The sequence below is a fragment of the Algoriphagus sp. NBT04N3 genome (assembly GCF_019443765.1).
GTDB lineage: Bacteria > Bacteroidota > Bacteroidia > Cytophagales > Cyclobacteriaceae > Algoriphagus > Algoriphagus ornithinivorans.
The window spans coordinates 1,888,691-1,905,300 of record NZ_CP048415.1; the positions used below are offsets into that span (position 1 = coordinate 1,888,691).

General features: G+C 39.9%; 17 protein-coding genes. 9 read left to right on the forward strand and 8 right to left on the reverse strand.

Features of this window, described 5'->3' with window-relative positions:
- Nucleotides 1-47: 47 nt before the first annotated feature.
- From GYM62_RS08225 to dprA, 9 genes are all read left to right on the forward strand, one after another.
- On the forward strand, nt 48-1,136 hold the full coding sequence (locus GYM62_RS08225; protein ID WP_219959056.1) for a toxin-antitoxin system YwqK family antitoxin: 1,089 nt from the start codon (nt 48-50) through the stop codon (nt 1,134-1,136).
- Nucleotides 1,137-1,194: 58 nt separating this feature from the next.
- Nucleotides 1,195-2,136, forward strand: a complete 942-nt coding sequence (locus GYM62_RS08230) for a phosphoribosylaminoimidazolesuccinocarboxamide synthase (protein WP_219959057.1) — start codon at nt 1,195-1,197, stop codon at nt 2,134-2,136.
- Between the two features lie 105 nt (nt 2,137-2,241).
- Complete coding sequence (locus GYM62_RS08235; protein ID WP_091650162.1) at nt 2,242-2,625, forward strand: STAS domain-containing protein; 384 nt, start codon at nt 2,242-2,244, stop codon at nt 2,623-2,625.
- On the forward strand, nt 2,622-3,542 hold the full coding sequence (locus GYM62_RS08240; RefSeq protein ID WP_219959058.1) for a ribonuclease Z: 921 nt from the start codon (nt 2,622-2,624) through the stop codon (nt 3,540-3,542). Before GYM62_RS08235 ends, GYM62_RS08240 begins: the two co-directional genes overlap by 4 nt.
- On the forward strand, nt 3,539-4,330 hold the full coding sequence (locus GYM62_RS08245) for a queuosine precursor transporter (RefSeq protein WP_219959059.1): 792 nt from the start codon (nt 3,539-3,541) through the stop codon (nt 4,328-4,330). The genes GYM62_RS08240 and GYM62_RS08245 overlap by 4 nt, the downstream gene beginning before the upstream one ends.
- A gap of 229 nt (nt 4,331-4,559) precedes the next feature.
- A complete protein-coding gene (locus GYM62_RS08250) occupies nt 4,560-6,323 on the forward strand; it encodes a DEAD/DEAH box helicase (protein WP_219959060.1) in 1,764 nt (587 codons plus the stop codon).
- A gap of 72 nt (nt 6,324-6,395) precedes the next feature.
- Nucleotides 6,396-7,100 (forward strand): 16S rRNA (uracil(1498)-N(3))-methyltransferase, encoded by a 705-nt coding sequence (locus GYM62_RS08255; RefSeq protein WP_219959061.1) that lies wholly within the window; start codon nt 6,396-6,398, stop codon nt 7,098-7,100.
- An 87-nt stretch (nt 7,101-7,187) separates the two neighbouring features.
- Nucleotides 7,188-7,541 carry a MerR family transcriptional regulator gene (locus tag GYM62_RS08260; RefSeq protein WP_219959062.1) on the forward strand — a complete coding sequence of 118 codons (354 nt, stop codon included), beginning with the start codon at nt 7,188-7,190 and terminating at the stop codon, nt 7,539-7,541.
- Entirely contained in the window at nt 7,513-8,640 is a 1,128-nt protein-coding gene (dprA, locus tag GYM62_RS08265) for a DNA-processing protein DprA (protein WP_219959063.1), read from the forward strand. Before GYM62_RS08260 ends, dprA begins: the two co-directional genes overlap by 29 nt.
- A gap of 2 nt (nt 8,641-8,642) precedes the next feature.
- On the opposite strand, the gene GYM62_RS08270 is transcribed toward dprA, so the two are convergent.
- The 8 genes from GYM62_RS08270 to GYM62_RS08305 form a co-directional block, all read right to left on the reverse strand.
- Nucleotides 8,643-9,194, reverse strand: a complete 552-nt coding sequence (locus tag GYM62_RS08270; protein ID WP_219959064.1) for a PepSY domain-containing protein — start codon at nt 9,192-9,194, stop codon at nt 8,643-8,645.
- Nucleotides 9,195-9,197: 3 nt separating this feature from the next.
- Nucleotides 9,198-10,049, reverse strand: a complete 852-nt coding sequence (locus GYM62_RS08275) for a hydroxymethylglutaryl-CoA lyase (RefSeq protein WP_091650139.1) — start codon at nt 10,047-10,049, stop codon at nt 9,198-9,200.
- Between the two features lie 258 nt (nt 10,050-10,307).
- Entirely contained in the window at nt 10,308-10,649 is a 342-nt protein-coding gene (locus tag GYM62_RS08280) for a type II toxin-antitoxin system HicB family antitoxin (RefSeq protein ID WP_219959065.1), read from the reverse strand.
- Nucleotides 10,646-10,888 (reverse strand): type II toxin-antitoxin system HicA family toxin, encoded by a 243-nt coding sequence (locus GYM62_RS08285; protein WP_219959066.1) that lies wholly within the window; start codon nt 10,886-10,888, stop codon nt 10,646-10,648. The genes GYM62_RS08280 and GYM62_RS08285 overlap by 4 nt, the downstream gene beginning before the upstream one ends.
- 175 nt (nt 10,889-11,063) lie before the next feature.
- On the reverse strand, nt 11,064-11,798 hold the full coding sequence (locus tag GYM62_RS08290) for an energy transducer TonB (protein ID WP_219959067.1): 735 nt from the start codon (nt 11,796-11,798) through the stop codon (nt 11,064-11,066).
- Between the two features lie 74 nt (nt 11,799-11,872).
- Nucleotides 11,873-12,826: a methylenetetrahydrofolate reductase [NAD(P)H] gene (gene metF, locus GYM62_RS08295; RefSeq protein WP_219959068.1), complete on the reverse strand. Its 954-nt coding sequence runs from the start codon at nt 12,824-12,826 to the stop codon at nt 11,873-11,875.
- Nucleotides 12,823-15,540, reverse strand: a complete 2,718-nt coding sequence (gene metH / locus GYM62_RS08300; RefSeq protein ID WP_219959069.1) for a methionine synthase — start codon at nt 15,538-15,540, stop codon at nt 12,823-12,825. The genes metF and metH overlap by 4 nt, the downstream gene beginning before the upstream one ends.
- Nucleotides 15,530-16,582, reverse strand: a complete 1,053-nt coding sequence (locus GYM62_RS08305; protein ID WP_219959431.1) for a homocysteine S-methyltransferase family protein — start codon at nt 16,580-16,582, stop codon at nt 15,530-15,532. The genes metH and GYM62_RS08305 overlap by 11 nt, the downstream gene beginning before the upstream one ends.
- Nucleotides 16,583-16,610 lie beyond the last annotated feature (28 nt).

Below are 16,610 nucleotides of genomic sequence, written 5' to 3' on the forward strand. Positions count from 1 at the left end.
CAATTAATTTGATCCTTGGTGAATTATTTTCACCAAGGATTATTTTTATGAAAAAAGCCCTTTCAATTCTACTCTTTCTTTCCTTTTGTTTGATTGCAAAAGCTCAGGATACAATTCGCACTTATTACGATGAGGATCAGGAGCTGTTAAAGGAAATTTATGTCAGGATCAACGGCAAAGCTCAGGGCCAAATCAAAAGATATAGTGAAGATGGACAATTGATCCAAATCGGTTTTTTAAAAGACGACCAAAGACATGGATTATTTGTTGATTTAGATCCGGCTACCGGAGATACAATTCGCATTGTCCCCTTTTTGGAAAATCAAAGAAATGGCTTGAGCAAAAGCTTTTATCCATCAGGACAAGTTCAGCAGGAACTTAATTTCAGTAATAACCAAATTCAGGGAAAGGTTACCACTTATTATCCCGACGGAAGTCTTCAGGACCTGACTGAGTTCAAAAATGACAGGCCAAATGGGTTGAGTGAATCTTTTTATGAAAATGGGGAAATCCAAAGCAGGCGCAATTTCTCCATGGGGCAATTTGATGGCTTGGTAGAGGAGTTTGATGAAAGTGGTCAAAAATTAAGAGTTGCAACCTACTCTAAAGGAGTTTTGGATGGAAAAGAAGAGCAGTATTATGAAAATGGTAAAATTCAGTCTTCTATCGATTACAAAAAAGGCCTCTTAGATGGGGCATATATTTTAAATTTTGAAGATGGAAGCCCTCAAAGACGGGGAACTTACAAAAATGGGATAGCTGAAGGTGATTTGCTGGAATATTTTCCTGATGGAAGTATAAGATCCCAAATAAGCTATAAAAAAGGAATCCCTACCACTCCCCTTTTGGTTTATCATGCAAATGGAAAAATTGCTATCGAAAGAAAGTTTGTTCCTAATTCAGATTTGGTACTTAGTGAGAGCTTTTATTTTCCAAATGGACAGCTTCAGATGAAAAATACCTATCTCAATGGTTTATTGGAGGGAGAAGTTAAAATATTTAGGGAAGATGGGAGTTTAAAAGAAATCAAGAATTTCAAAAAAGATAAACTGGATGGTAAAAGGGAGTTCTATGATGAAAATGGAGAACTTATAAGAGTAGAAATTTACAAAGCAGGTAAAATCGAAGAGAAATAATCCCTAAACCCAAAGTATAAAGGCAAAGCTTTTCCTATTTTTGCCAAAAATCAAAAGCATGAGTCAAGCGATCAAAGAAACCAATTTTCAATTCCCCGGCCAACAGGGCTTTTATAAAGGAAAGGTAAGAGATGTGTATATCTTCGAAAAAGAATTGGTTGTAGTAGCCTCTGACAGGATTTCTGCTTTTGACGTGGTTTTACCCAAACCCATCCCATTCAAGGGACAAGTTCTAAATCAAATTGCAGCGAAATTTCTTGCTGCCACAGCTGATATAGTTCCAAACTGGGTAGCAGCAACCCCTGACCCAAATGTGACCATAGGAAAAAGATGTGAGCCATTTAAGGTTGAAATGGTAATCAGAGGCTATTTATCCGGTCATGCTGCACGTGAATACAAGGCAGGGAAAAGAATGATTTGTGGAGTACCTATGCCTGAGGGCATGAAAGAAAATGATCGCTTTCCAACTCCTATTATCACTCCTACCACCAAAGCTTCAGAAGGTCATGATGAAGATATTTCCAAAGAGGATATTTTGGCAAAAGGAATCGTAAGTACGGAAGACTATGCTGTTTTGGAAAAATATACGCGTGCGCTTTTTCAAAGAGGGCAAGAAATGGCCGCAGAAAAAGGATTGATTCTGGTAGATACGAAATATGAATTCGGGAAATACGGAGATCAAATATTTCTGATCGATGAGATCCACACACCAGACTCATCCAGATACTTCTACGCAGAAGGTTACGAGGAAAATCAAGAAAAAAACTTGCCACAAAAACAGCTTTCCAAAGAATTTGTTAGACAATGGTTGATTGCTAATGGTTTCCAGGGGAAAGAGGGACAGCAAGTGCCTGAAATGACCGATGAAATTGTAGATAGCATCTCGGATCGTTATATTGAACTTTTCGAGAAGATCACCGGTGAAAAGTTTCAGAAAGCAGAGACAAACCAACTTGAAAATAGGATTGAAAAAGCGATAAACGCTTATCTTTCCAAATAAATCTAAATTTATAAGGTCAGTCAATAACAAGAAAATCTAGAAGTGAATTGACAAGATCTCAACCGATTAAATTCGGGATTACCACTTAAATACAATCGTCTAAATATGAAATACAGCATCGATAAAAAAGAACAATATGTGGTTTTCACTCCAATGGAGGAAAAACTGGATTCTATTCTTGCACCAGCCCTAAAATCTGAGCTATTGACAGTTCATGCTGAAGGCTATGAAAACTTGGTTTTGGACATGAGCCAGGTAAAATATGTAGATTCCAGCGGACTAAGTGCTCTTTTAGTTGGAGATCGTGAATTCAACAAAAACGGTGGAATTTTTATCATCTCCGGAGTTCAGGATCACGTGATGAAGCTATTGAAAATCTCCATGCTTGATAAGAAATTGAATCTAGTCAACTCATTGGAGGAAGCCAGTGAGGCTATTTTCATTCATGAAATCGAAAGCGGAGAGGAAGAAGAAGAGGAAGAAGATTGATCAAGGATTTTGAGGTAACGATTCTTGGAAACACCTCCTCTATTCCTGTACATGGTAGGAATCATACATCACAGGTGGTCCAAATTGGTCGGGAGTTAATTTTACTCGACTGCGGAGAAGGCACGCAGTTACAACTGAGAAGGTATAAGGTCAAAACCTCAAAAATCTCACACATATTTATTTCTCATTTGCATGGGGATCATTACCTTGGATTGATTGGATTGCTGTCCAGTTACAATTTATCCAAGCGTCTTGATCCCATTTTTCTTTTTGGCCCCAAAGGTCTGGATGAAATCATAACCACTCATTTCAGGTATAGTAATACTCAGCTTTCCTATCCTCTTCATTTTAAAGAGACTAATCCAGACAAAGGATTCAGTTTATTGACAGATCAAGCTAACTATCAGGTTTACAGCTTTCCACTCAAACATAGACTTCCGACTACAGGCTTTTTGATTCGGGAAAAAGCTGGATTTAGAAATCTGATCAAAGAAAAGCTGCAAAAGGAACATCTTCCCCTGGAAGCTATTCATTCTTTGAGAAAAGGTTTGGACTACATTGGAAGTGATGGGGCCTTTTACTCCGTCAGGGAATACTGTTATCCCCTAGCACCTTTGCGTTCATATGCCTTTTGCTCCGATACAATTTACAATCCCGATATCATCGAGTTTATCAAAGGAGTGAATCTATTATATCATGAATCAACTTTCATGGAGTCAGACGCAGCCAGAGCTGAAAAAACTTTCCACAGTACAGCAAAGCAAGCTGCAGAGATAGCAAAAGCTGCTCAAGTGAAACAGCTCTTATTAGGACACTTTTCTTCCAGATATGTAGACTTGGAACCCATGTTGGAAGAAGCCAAAACAGTATTTGAAAACTCCGTGTTAAGCTTGGAAGGTCAAACCTATACTTTATGAACAAAGCCAATAATTCCCGGAAGACTAACTTGTTTATGATTCTTGGCGGGATATTTCTCACCAATGCTATTCTTGCAGAGATTATTGGAGTTAAAATCTTTTCCGCTGAAAAGACCTTGGGTTTTTCTCCGGTTAATCTCAATATTTTTGGGGAGTATTTATTGGATTTTAATTTGACTGCGGGGGCGGTAATCTGGCCAGTGGTATTTATTACCACGGATATTATCAATGAGTATTTTGGCAAAAAGGGAGTAAAAAAGATCAGCTTTCTGACTGCAGGGTTAATTGCTTATTCATTTTTAGTAATTGGCTTGGTGACCATGCTGACTCCGGCAGATTTCTGGCTGGAAGTAAATGCAACAGATCCGGAGGGAAATGCTTTCAACATCAGTTATGCCTTCAACACCATTTTCAGACAAGGTCTTGGGATTATTGTTGGGTCCCTGACTGCCTTTTTATTGGGACAGCTGATTGATGTTTTTGTCTTCCAGAAGTTAAGGGCGATCACAGGGGCAAAAATGATATGGTTGAGAGCAACTGGATCTACCTTAGTGTCACAATTCATTGACTCTTTCGTGGTTTTGGGAATTGCTTTTTATGTATTTGGAAATTGGGACTTGTCCCAAGTGGCTGCTGTTGGCATTATCAATTACATCTATAAATTCACTGTAGCTGTGATTTTGACACCTCTACTTTACCTAGCCCACGGATTGATTGACAATTATTTGGGAGAAGAACTTTCACAGGAAATGATGAAAGAGGCATCTTCAGACAGGTCCTTTTTATAGTCTGGATAGCACTATGAAGCCAAACTTGCCAAATATTTTACTCCAAAATCATGTTAATTTTTAAGAATATTCTAAAAAGACTGAGAGTCCGTTAGGTTTACAAAATAATTACTATTACTTTTGCACCGTCAATAAGACATAGAACATTTTTCTGAGCCGTGAAATCCTTACTGTCGCTTGTCGTGGGATAATCACAAGGAGTACATGGCAAGAAAAGTAAGGAAACATCATGGAAAACAACACAAAATTCTCAGACCTGGGGATTTCAGCAGAAATCTTACGGGCAGTGGAAGAAATGGGCTATACCCAACCTTCCGAAATCCAAACTCAAGCCATTCCTTTCGTATTAGAAGGTCGTGACGTAATTGGTCAGGCTCAAACTGGTACTGGAAAAACCGCAGCTTTTGCTATTCCTATCATCGATTTGGTTGATCCGGAATACAACAGACCGCAGGCTATTATCCTTTGCCCTACCCGTGAACTTGCTGTTCAGGTTGAAGGCGAAATTCAAAAACTTGCCAAATTTCACAAAAGAATAAACTCTGTAGCCATCTACGGTGGTGAATCTATCGACAAGCAGATTCGCGTACTGAAAAAAGGCGTTCAGATTGTAGTAGGTACTCCAGGTAGAGTTCAAGATCACATCAACAGAGGCACATTGAAGCTGGAAGATGCTGGAATCATCGTTTTGGATGAGGCAGATGAAATGCTAGACATGGGCTTTAGGGATGATATCGAGGCGATCTTGCAGGAGATGCCAGAACAAAGACAGACTGTCTTCTTCTCAGCTACTATGGCTAAGCCTATTATGGACTTAACCAGAAAATATCAAACAGATCCACAAATCATCAAGGTCGCCAAAAAAGAACTGACCGTCGATAGAATCGAGCAGGTTTTTTATGAGGTGAAGCCTTCTTTGAAAATGGAATTGATGACTCGTCTAATGACAGTCAACAACTATGCACTTTCTGTGGTATTCTGTAATACTAAAAGAATGACCGATGAGGTTACTGAGTCTTTGGGTTCAAGAGGAATTCTAGCTGAAGCACTTCACGGAGATCTATCTCAAGCTCAGCGTGACAAAGTAATGGGCAAGTTCAGAAAAGGACTTTGTACTGTATTGGTTGCGACTGACGTAGCAGCAAGAGGTATTGATGTAGACAATGTTGAGGCAGTGTTCAACTTCGATCTTCCACTGGATGAGGAATACTACGTACACAGAATCGGAAGAACCGGTAGAGCTGGAAAATCAGGAACTGCTATCAACTTTGTAACTGGCAGAAGAGATTTCATGAAAATTCGTGACTTGGAGAAATTCACCAAGGCCACAATCGCAAAAATGGATCCTCCTTCAGTTTCTGACTTGATTGAGTTGAAAAAAGCTCAATTGGTGAAGGATGTTTACAGACATTTAAGCAAAGAAGAGGATAATCAAATTTTCGAAGCGACTATTGGCCAATTATTGGCTGAAGGTTTAAGCATGGACCAAATTGCTTTAGGATTACTAAAGATGACCATGGGAGATGCTGTGAAAGAAATGAGAGACCAAGACTTCGCGCTTCCTTCATTCAATGAAAGAAGAAGAGAAGGTGGACGTGACGGAGGTCGTGAAAGAGGAGAAAGAGGCGGAAGATTTGAAAGAGGTGGAAGTGACCGATTCGGACGTGGAGAAAGAGGCGAAGGCAGAAGAGAAAGACGTGAAGGTGGAAGAGACAGCAGAGATGGTGGAAGAAGACCTGAGCGAGTTCGTGATGCCAACATGGCCCGTCTATTCTTAAACCTAGGTAAAAAAGACAGAATCCGTCCTAATGATATCGTGGGAGCAATTGCAGGTGAAGCCGGCATCCCAGGCAGAAGCATTGGAGGAATTGACATATTTGACAACTTCTCTTTTGTGGACGTTCCACAGAAAGATGCTGATCATGTAATCCGCACTATGAAACACAACACTATCAAAGGGAAGTCCGTTAATATGGAAATCTCTAAAGGTTGAGTTTTTAGGTTATAAGGTTAATTGGTTAAAAGCACAATTTCTTCGGGAATTGTGTTTTTTTTGTAGGCAGATATGCAACTCTTTTTTCAACAAAATATAGCCCCTCCTACTATTTATCTGGAGTCTGAAGAATCAAAGCACCTCACCAAGGTTCTGAGAAAAAGAGTCGGTGATCAGGTTTTTGTCACCGATGGTGAAGGGAATTTATTTGAATGTACCATCACGGAGGCCAACCCTAAAAAAACCATTCTGCAGGTACTCCATCAGGAAACAATAGCAGAGGATGAGTTTCATATCCATTTGGTCATAGCGCCAACGAAAAGTCCTGACCGAATGGAATGGATGGTGGAAAAAATCACTGAGCTGGGTTTTCATGAATTGACTCTAATCAAGACGATGAATTCTGAAAGAAGCTTTCTGAAAACTGAAAGGCTGGAGAAAAAAATCATTGCTGCTTGTAAGCAAAGTCTAAAATTTAGGATTCCGAAACTCAACCCTTCCTGCTCTTTGGAGGATTTCTTTGCTGATCATATCCACAAAGACCATGAGAATTTCATTGCATATATAGACGAGGATCATGACAGGCATCTTTTTGATGCAGCCAGTAAAGGAAAGAGTTATTGCATCCTAATTGGACCGGAAGGAGATTTTGACCCTAAAGAAATAAAAAAGGCATTTGAATTCGGCTTCCAACCTGTATCGCTAGGAAAAAGCAGATTGAGAACAGAAACAGCCGGACTTGCAGCTGTCCAAATGCTTCAAATACTGAATCGATAATTTTTTCGTTTGAAAATCAATTAGCTCAAGTTTTACTTGAAGAGAAATCTATATTTTCACTAATTTAGAGTTTAAACCATTTTTGCTGTGCCGTACAAAGAGCGAGAAATAGAAAAGAAATATCATTCCATTGGTGAAGTTGCTCAGATGTTCAAAGTAGCTCCCTCATTGATCCGTTACTGGGAAGGAGAATTTGATATTATCCGCCCTAAAAAGGATAAAAAGGGAAACCGTCGCTACACCAAGGATGACATTCAGAAAATTCGCTACATTTTTCATTTAGTAAAAGAAAAAGGCTACACACTAGATGGTGCTCGTGAGGTTATAGCACAAGGAAAAGACAAAGGCTTCGACAAGGTAGAGGCCGTTCAGAAACTTCAGGAAATCAAAAACTTTTTAATCAATCTGAAAAATGAACTTCAAGGAAAAAACGACACCTGAGGAGTATAGGTATTTTTTAGCCTTATCATTGGCGCCAAAAATAGGACCGGGAGTATTCAAAGCAATTTTGGCTTATGCAGGATCTGCTCAGAATTTTTTCCAAATCCCTAAAGGAAAAGCAGCTAAAATTCCAAAAGTAGGCCCTAAGCTACTTGAATTACGCGAGCAAAAGGACACTTTACTCAGAGCAGCTGATCAACTCATTCAGAATTCTGAGAAGAAAAATATCCGGATTCTTACCCATTTGGATCCTGAGTTCCCACAAAGATTAAAAGCGCAAGAAGATGGACCCGTTGTACTATTCATCAAGGGAAACAGTACCCTGAATTTTGAGAGAACAGTAGGAATAGTCGGCACCAGAAATGCCACCGATTATGGGAAAAGTGTTACTCGAAAAATTATTGAGGATTTAGCTGTATATCAACCTGTTATAATATCTGGTTTAGCTTATGGCATTGATATAGAAGCTCATAGACTGAGCCTCAAAACAGACCTTCCCACCATTGGAGTATTAGGTTCTCCAATCGACCAGATTTATCCCGCTGTGCATAAAAGTACTGCCGAGCAAATGCTGGAAAAGGGAGCTTTGATCAGCGAGTACCCCTCAGGATCCAAAATGGCGCCGGGAAATTTCCCAGCGAGAAACCGGATTATTGCAGGACTCTCCGATGCCCTTATTGTGGTGGAAGCAGCAGAAAAAGGCGGAGCCTTGATCACCGCTGAAATAGCTTACAGCTATGATAAAGAAGTTTTTGCGGTACCGGGCAATTTGCAATCATCCTTCAGCGAAGGATGCAATCAATTAATTAAAAAGATGAAAGCATCCATTTATACAGGTCCGAATGATATTGCTGAAGCCTTATTTTGGACCAAACCAGGGGAGCAAAAAGTCAGCAAACCAAGTTTAGATTTGAGTTCCAGAAATGGTGAGGAGAAACTGATTTTAGAATTATTGCTGGACAAAAAGGAACTGGAAATAGACATGATATCCTATCAAACCGGTATACCTTTGGGATTATTATCATCCAAATTGTTGGAATTGGAATTTGAGGGAATCATTAAATCCTTACCTGGGAAAAAGTATAAAATTCAATACTAATCCTAACTTTTCAACCTTCTAATCAACTTTGGGTAATACCAAAGATAAAACCCGCTGATTGCCAGCAAAATCAATCCTAAAGAAACCAATGTTGAATAGGTCAACTTCGCACCTTCATCTCCTGAAGTATAAAAGTCTATAATACTTCCGTCGTGAACTTTCTCTATCCAATCCGAATGTCGGATGTCTACTGATAATATTTCTCCCGAAAATCCATCGACCTGCACTTCTTTAAAGTGATTTTTGAAAGTCACTTTAGCTATGCCTTTATCTGGCCGAATATCTATTCTGTCTACTTCCTTGGACTCTCCTAGCCTTTCCATTTCTAGCTCGGCAATGGTAATCATCATTGCTGGAGAAATCCACTCTCCCTGATCTAAAAATTCACTTTTCTGTGTTGGAGGTAAAAGGTCTACCTTCTTTTTCCAGGCCAAGAGAATGGAGGTAATTCCAATTATGAAAAAGAAAATAATCAATGGAACACCCATCCATTTATGAAGCACCCTCAGCCATCTCAGGGCTTTGACTTTACTTTGAATTAATGGAGTACTCATTACTTAGGACTGGAAAACATAATTAGCCAACTTCATGGATTCTCCCAACTCGGCTTTATTGAGGTTCAAGGAGTGCCCCTCTCCTTCCAGAGTTTCTATCATGACTTCGGTAGCCATATTTCCAACCAAGTCATCATTTGCCATAGGACAGCCGCCAAATCCCTTTAACGCCCCATCGAATCGCTTGCATCCTCCTGCCAATCCAGCAATTACCTTTTCAGCTATACTTTCTCTTCTACTGTGCAAATGAGCACCGAATTCTATATGGGGAAAGGCTTGAATTTGCACTTCAAATAGATTTTTAATCAATTCATTATCAGCTACTCCTACTGTATCACTTAAAGATATTATTTTGACTTCAAGGTCATCTAGTTTTTGAACAAACTCCGCCACTAATTCCGGAGAATAAGGATCACCGTAGGGATTCCCAAAACCCATACTCAAGTAGACTACCAATTCTTTCCCCTTGGTTTGACAAAGGTTTTGAACGGTTTCTACTGTTTCTAAAGCCTTAGAAATGGATGCATTGGTATTTCGCTGTTGAAAGGTTTCAGAAAGAGAAAGAGGAAATCCCAAGTAATCAATTTCAGGAAAATGAAAGGCATCTTCTGCTCCTCTAACATTTGCTATGATAGCTAAAAGTTTGGATTGGGATTTATGCAGATCCAACAAACTCAATACTTCCGCAGTATCCCTCATTTGGGGTATTGCTTTGGGACTTACAAAACTTCCAAAATCCACTGTATCAAAGCCTACTTCCAATAGCTGGTTGATGTAAGCCGCCTTGATTGCTGTATCCACAAAATCGGGCAGTCCCTGCATGGCATCCCGAGGACATTCGATCAATTTAATCATGCCCGAAGATAGGGAGAAATGAGAAAAAGAGGGAAAATTTGGGAAGAATGGTCAATTCTAACAGTCCTATTGGACACTAAGGAAATTAAAACACCTCCTTTGAAATCTTAATAAATTGTGTTTACTAATCGGGAATTAAAAGATATTATGGCATAACTACTACCAACTATTGTCAAAGATTACACCGAGCGCAAATGCTTCGTTCAAACAAGAAGCAGTATTCCAACTAGACAATCGCCCATTCATACAAAAAAATAATCAGGCGGGATCTTTTTCTACCCTATACCGAATCGCTTCAGCAACGAAGTTGTTCAATGAAGTCTTGGCCTCCATGGCCAATAATGCAGCCTTTTGATGTAATTTAGCCGGTATTCTTACATTGAAACTCCCTTTGAACGGCTTCTCAGGCGATATCCCCTTTTCCTTACAATGAGCCAGATAAGTATCAACCGCCTCTTTAAAATCCTCTTCCAGGTGTTTACCGGTTTCTCCTTCGTAAGAGATCAGACCCTTAATCCCCAACACTTTTCCATAGAGAAGACTATCCTGAGGACTGTATTCAATGCTGCCTGTATAACCTTTATATTCCAGATATTTCATAACTCCAATAGTTCTTTGATCTGTTTCATTTGATATTGCTTCATGATCCCGCTTGGATGTGGTTTATGGAGCATGATAGGAGCCCCACCCTCGTTCTCGAATTTAACCCTAGAACCGGAGGTTTTACCTTTCTTTACTTCACTAAAACCAAAGTATCCAAGGAGTTTCACCATTTCATTATAATGGAAGTCAGATGGCATGCCCAAAAACCTAGCAATCAGTTTTTCCTTCTTAGACATAAACTCAAAGTAACTGTATTCAGTTGCAATTTACAAATTTTTAACTCAACTCTAACTAGTTAAACTCAGGGTTAAATAAGCATTGATTCCTCGAAGGGCCAACAGCTACTACAATAAAAAACTTGGATGAAGCAGAATAAGTTAAGTCTTCAAAAAATTGAAAGCATAACCTGTATTAACTCAACTTAAATCGAATTGGAATTTTCATTTCTGAAGGAACTGGAATCCCATTGATTTTTTTTGGATTCCAGTTTTCTGGATAAATAAGAAGTATCCTCAAGGCTTCTGCAGCCAAGGCTGGATGAACCTGTTCTGGATTTGCAACCTGTGGATTAACAATAGCTCCTTCCTCATCCAAATCAAAGGCTAAAATAACCGTACCTTCAGCCCGTTCAGACCTTGCTTCTACCGGGTATTGCAAGTTCGCTACCAAAAAATTATTCCAGCTTTTCTTTCCTCCTTTTGGTTCAGGGTCTTCAATTAAGGGTTTGTCAATGACCACTCCATCCACACCATAATAGGTTTCTGATAAGATTTCCATCGAGGAACTAATTATTTCACTTTTAAGGCTACCATCTTCATAATAGTTGGTCTCTTTAAACTCGTCCTTCGCGTAATCAATACGCTTATTGAATTTCATTTCTCCATTGGGATAATATCCCAAAATTCGTTCACTGATTTTTTCTCCATTCTCGTCAGTCAAAACTGTAGAATGCTCAACCTTTACTGTATCCAAATTATATGTAAAGCTTTGAATCACCCCGTTTTTTTGGGTAGTGACTTTAATAAATTCAGCTGGATAGGCGTTGAGATCCACTATAGGATACCCAAAACTATTTAGGTATACAACTTCCTGCCCTAAGCAAATTATACATTGGGATAAAAAGAGAAATAAAAATCGAGACATCATAATTGGTTTTCCACTAAAAAAATAAAAGCTATTAGAAATACAAAATCTAATAGCCTTTTTTGTCAGAAATGGTCTTAAAACACCTCCTTCGCAATCTTATAAGTCGCATCTGCCTTACTCATAGTATAAAAGTGGAGACTCGGCACATCCGCTGCTACCAGTTCCTTGCATTGCTGAATGGCCCACTCTATACCCACTTCTTTCACTTCTCCATTGGTCTTGCACTTTTCCAATTCGTCCATCAAAGCATCTGGTAAGTCCAAGAAGAAAGTTCGAGGAAGCATGGTAATCTGGCCTATGGTCGTGATGGGCTTGATTCCCGGAATGATGGGAACTGTTATCCCCGCCGCTCTTACGTCTTCCACAAATTTGAAATACTTCTCATTATCAAAGAACATCTGAGTCACGATGTATTCAGCACCTTTCTCGACTTTTTCTTTCAGATACTTCAAATCAAATTTCATGGAAGGCGCCTCAAAATGCTTTTCAGGATAGCCTGCAACTCCTACACAGAAATCAGTATGGAAACTGGTTTCTGTTTCTTCATGCAAATATTTCCCCTGATTCATTCGGATAATCTGCTCTACCAACTCACTGGCAAAATGATGGCCGTCATTTTCTGGAACAAATCTTCCTTCAGTTTTGGGTGCATCGCCTCTTAAAGCCAATACATTTTCCACCCCGATGAAATTGAGGTCTATCAGTGCATTTTCAGTTTCTTCTCGGGTAAAACCTCCACAGAGCAAGTGAGGAACAGCATCTACCTGAAATCTATTCATAATTGCTGCACAGATTCCAACCGTTCCCGGCCGCTTTTTGGTACTGATCTTTTCCAACAGGCCGTTGGGATGCTTTTTATAAATAAACTCCTCACGATGATAAGTCACATCAACAAAGGGGGGCTTAAAGTCCATCAAAGGAGCGATTCCTTCCAACAATTCTTTCAAACTTTGTCCCTTCAATGGCGGTAAAATCTCAAAAGAAAACAGCGTAGATTTCGCGTTTTTCAGGTGTTCGGTAATCTTCATACAGTCTGATTCACAAGTAATTTAGCAGGCGTATAGGCCAAATTGGGTGATAATAATCTTTCGGCATCTTCTAGGCTGATGCCTTTTCTCTTCGCATAACTCTCCACTTGATCTTGGGCGATTTTTCCTAAGCCGAAATACTTCGCATCTGGATGGGCAAAATAAAACCCTGAAACAGAACTAGTCGGATACATGGCATAACTTGAAGTCAAAGTGATTCCAATGGCTTTTTCCATTTCCAATAGGCTGGCGATAGTTTCCTTTTCAGAATGCTCTGGACAGGCTGGATAGCCGGGTGCAGGTCGGATTCCTGTATATTCTTCTCGGATCAAGGAATCGTTTTCCAAATTCTCCTCAGGCGCATAGCCCCAATAGTTTTTTCGGACTTGCTCATGTAAATACTCGGCTGCTGCTTCTGCCAATCTATCCGCTAAGGCCTTAAACAAAATATCATTGTAATCATCCCCGGCTTTTTGAAATTCTGCCAATTTAGACTCCATTCCCAATCCAGAAGTTACTGCAAAACAACCCATGTAATCCACCTTTTCGGGATGCAGGTAATCAGCTAAAGAACGGTTTGGAACCCCTTTTCCTTTTTTACCTTGCTGTCTCAAAAAGTGAAATTGACCCAGAGTCAAACCTTTCTTTTCAGGACTGAATACAACCGCATCATCTCCTTTTCTCTGAACAGGAAACAGTCCAAAAACACCTTTTGCAGTCAACCATTTTTCATCAATCAACTGATCCAACATTCTTTGGGCATCATTGAAAAGCTTTTTTGCTTCGCTACCCACGACTGGATCTTCAAGAATTTTAGGATACTTCCCGCTTAACATCCATGTACTGAAGAATGGGGTCCAGTCAATATATTTTCGGATTTCATTTAAATCCAAATCATCCAAAATTTGGGTTCCCAAAACCTTCGGTTCAATAGGTTCAAAAGCAGTCCAATCAATTTCCACAGGATTTTCCATAGCCTCTGAATAGGAAATCAATTGTTTGGCGGATTGTTTGGCCTCATGCTCTTCTCTCAATCGCTTGTAAGTTTCCTTGATATCTAGATGATATTGATCCCTAGTCTCCTCAGAAATGGATTCACCCGCAATAGGCACAGACTTACTTGCATCAGTTACATGGATCACCGTTCCGGAATACACAGGATCAATTTTTACAGCAGTATGAATTCTGGAAGTAGTGGCCCCACCTATCAGCAAAGGAATTTTCAATCCCTGGCGCTCCATTTCTGATGCCACATTGACCATTTCATCCAAAGAAGGAGTAATCAATCCACTCAATCCTATAATATCAACTTTATTTTTAATCGCTTCATCAATTATCTTTTGGGCATCTACCATCACTCCCAAATCAATGATTTGATAGCTATTACAAGCCAACACGACTCCTACGATATTTTTACCGATATCATGCACATCCCCTTTAACTGTTGCCAGCAAAATTTTCTTCAGGGAACTGTCCTCTTGACCTTCTTCCGGCAGTGGCATGAATGGCTCAAGATAGGCTACAGCCTTTTTCATCACTCTGGCAGACTTCACCACCTGGGGCAAAAACATCTTGCCTTCCCCAAAAAGATCTCCAACCACATTCATCCCGTCCATTAATGGGCCTTCAATGACTTTCAATGGGTTTTGAAGTAGCTGTCTGGCTTCCTCCGTATCTTCAATAATAAAATCGAGAATACCTTTTACCAAGGCATGCTCAATTCGCTTTGCCACAGGATCAGAACGCCAAGCTTCATTCACTACCTCTTTTTTGCCAGAAGATTTGACAGTGTCTGCAAACTCCAAGAGCCTTTCGGTAGCATCTTCTTTTCTATCAAAAAAGACATCCTCAACCCGCTCCAATAAGTCTTTAGGAATATCATCATAGACTTCCAGCATGGTAGGGTTGACGATACCCATATCCATTCCATGATGAATCGCATGATAAAGAAAAGCTGCATGCATAGCTTCTCTCACTCGGTCATTTCCTCTAAATGAAAAAGATACATTACTAACCCCGCCACTTACTTTTGCTCCGGGCAGATTTTCTTTGATCCATTTGGTAGCAAGGAAGAAGTCTAATGCATTCTTTCTATGCTCTTCCATCCCTGTTGCAACCGGGAATATATTGGGATCAAAAATGATGTCCTGAGGATTAAATCGTACCCTATCCACCAAAATCCTATAACTCCGCTCACAAATCTGAATTCTCCTCTCATAGGTATCCGCCTGACCTTTTTCGTCGAATGCCATTACTACTACCGCGGCTCCAAATTTCTTGATGGTTTTGGCTTGATGGATGAATTCTTCCTCCCCGTTTTTGAGAGATATCGAATTTACAATTCCTTTGCCCTGAACGCACTTCAAACCAGCCAAAATGATACTCCACTTGGAACTGTCAATCATTATAGGAATTCGGCTGATTTCGGGTTCTGAAGCGATTAGGTTCAAAAACTTAACCATTGCCGCTTCTCCATCCAGCATTCCTTCATCCATACAAACGTCCAGAACCTGAGCTCCTCCACGTACCTGATCTAATGCTACCTCCAAGGCCTCATCATAATTCCCATTCAAAATCAAACGGGCAAATTTCTTGGAGCCTGTCACATTGGTTCTTTCTCCAATGTTGACAAAATTCAGGTTGGGTGTAAATACTAAAGGCTCAAGGCCTGATAATTTCAAATAGTCATTCATTGCCTGCTCCTCAATCTTCATTTTCCGCTAATTCCTTTTTTCCGATTTTTCTTGGCTCAAAACCATCCGCTAGTTTTGCCAATTCCCGGATATGGTCTGGGGTGGTTCCGCAGCAACCTCCCAAAATATTCAACATGCCTTCCTGCAAAAACTCTTTGACTTGTGCGGCCATCTCCTGTGCATTTTGATCATACGCACCAAATTCATTAGGCAAGCCCGCATTGGGATAGGCTGATACAAAAAATGGGGCTTTGTTTGCCAAAACTTTCAAATAAGGTCTTAACTCTTTGGCACCTAAAGCGCAGTTTAATCCTACTGAAAGTAGAGGAACATGCGATACGGAAATCAGAAAAGCCTCTGTAGTTTGCCCTGAAAGAGTTCTTCCTGAGGCATCGGTGATAGTTCCAGAGATCATGATAGGAATACCTCCCTCAAGCGGGTCTAATGGTATATTTCTTTCTTCAAACACCTCTTGAATTGCATACAGCGCTGCTTTTGCATTCAAAGTATCGAATATTGTTTCCACTAATAAAATATCTGAACCTCCGTCCAGTAATCCTCTCACTTGCTCGGCATAAGCTTCCGCCAGTTGATCAAAATTTATTGCCCTATATCCCGGATCATTCACGTCCGGAGAAATGGATGCGGTTCTATTGGTGGGGCCCATGGCTCCTGCTACAAATCTTGGTTTTTGAGGATTTTGAGAAGTAAATTCTTCAGCAACTTCTCTGGCTAATTTTGCAGATTGAAAATTGATCTCATATGCTAAATGGGATAAATCATAATCAGCCTGAGCTATACTGGTGCCTGAGAAAGTATTGGTCTCAATGATATCCGCTCCAACCCCAAGATATTCAGCATGAATTGCCTTGATAATATCTGGTCTACTAAGAGAAAGTAAATCATTATTTCCCTTTAGAGATTTTGGGTGGTTTTTGAGACTTTCGGTGCGGAAATCCTCTTCTGTTAACTGGTATCTTTGAATCATGGTACCCATAGCTCCATCAAGGATTAAGATCCTATCTTGAATTGCCTGAAGCAGGGTTTCCGTTCTATTTTGCATCATTCTATTAAGTTTAAAAAGCTAATCG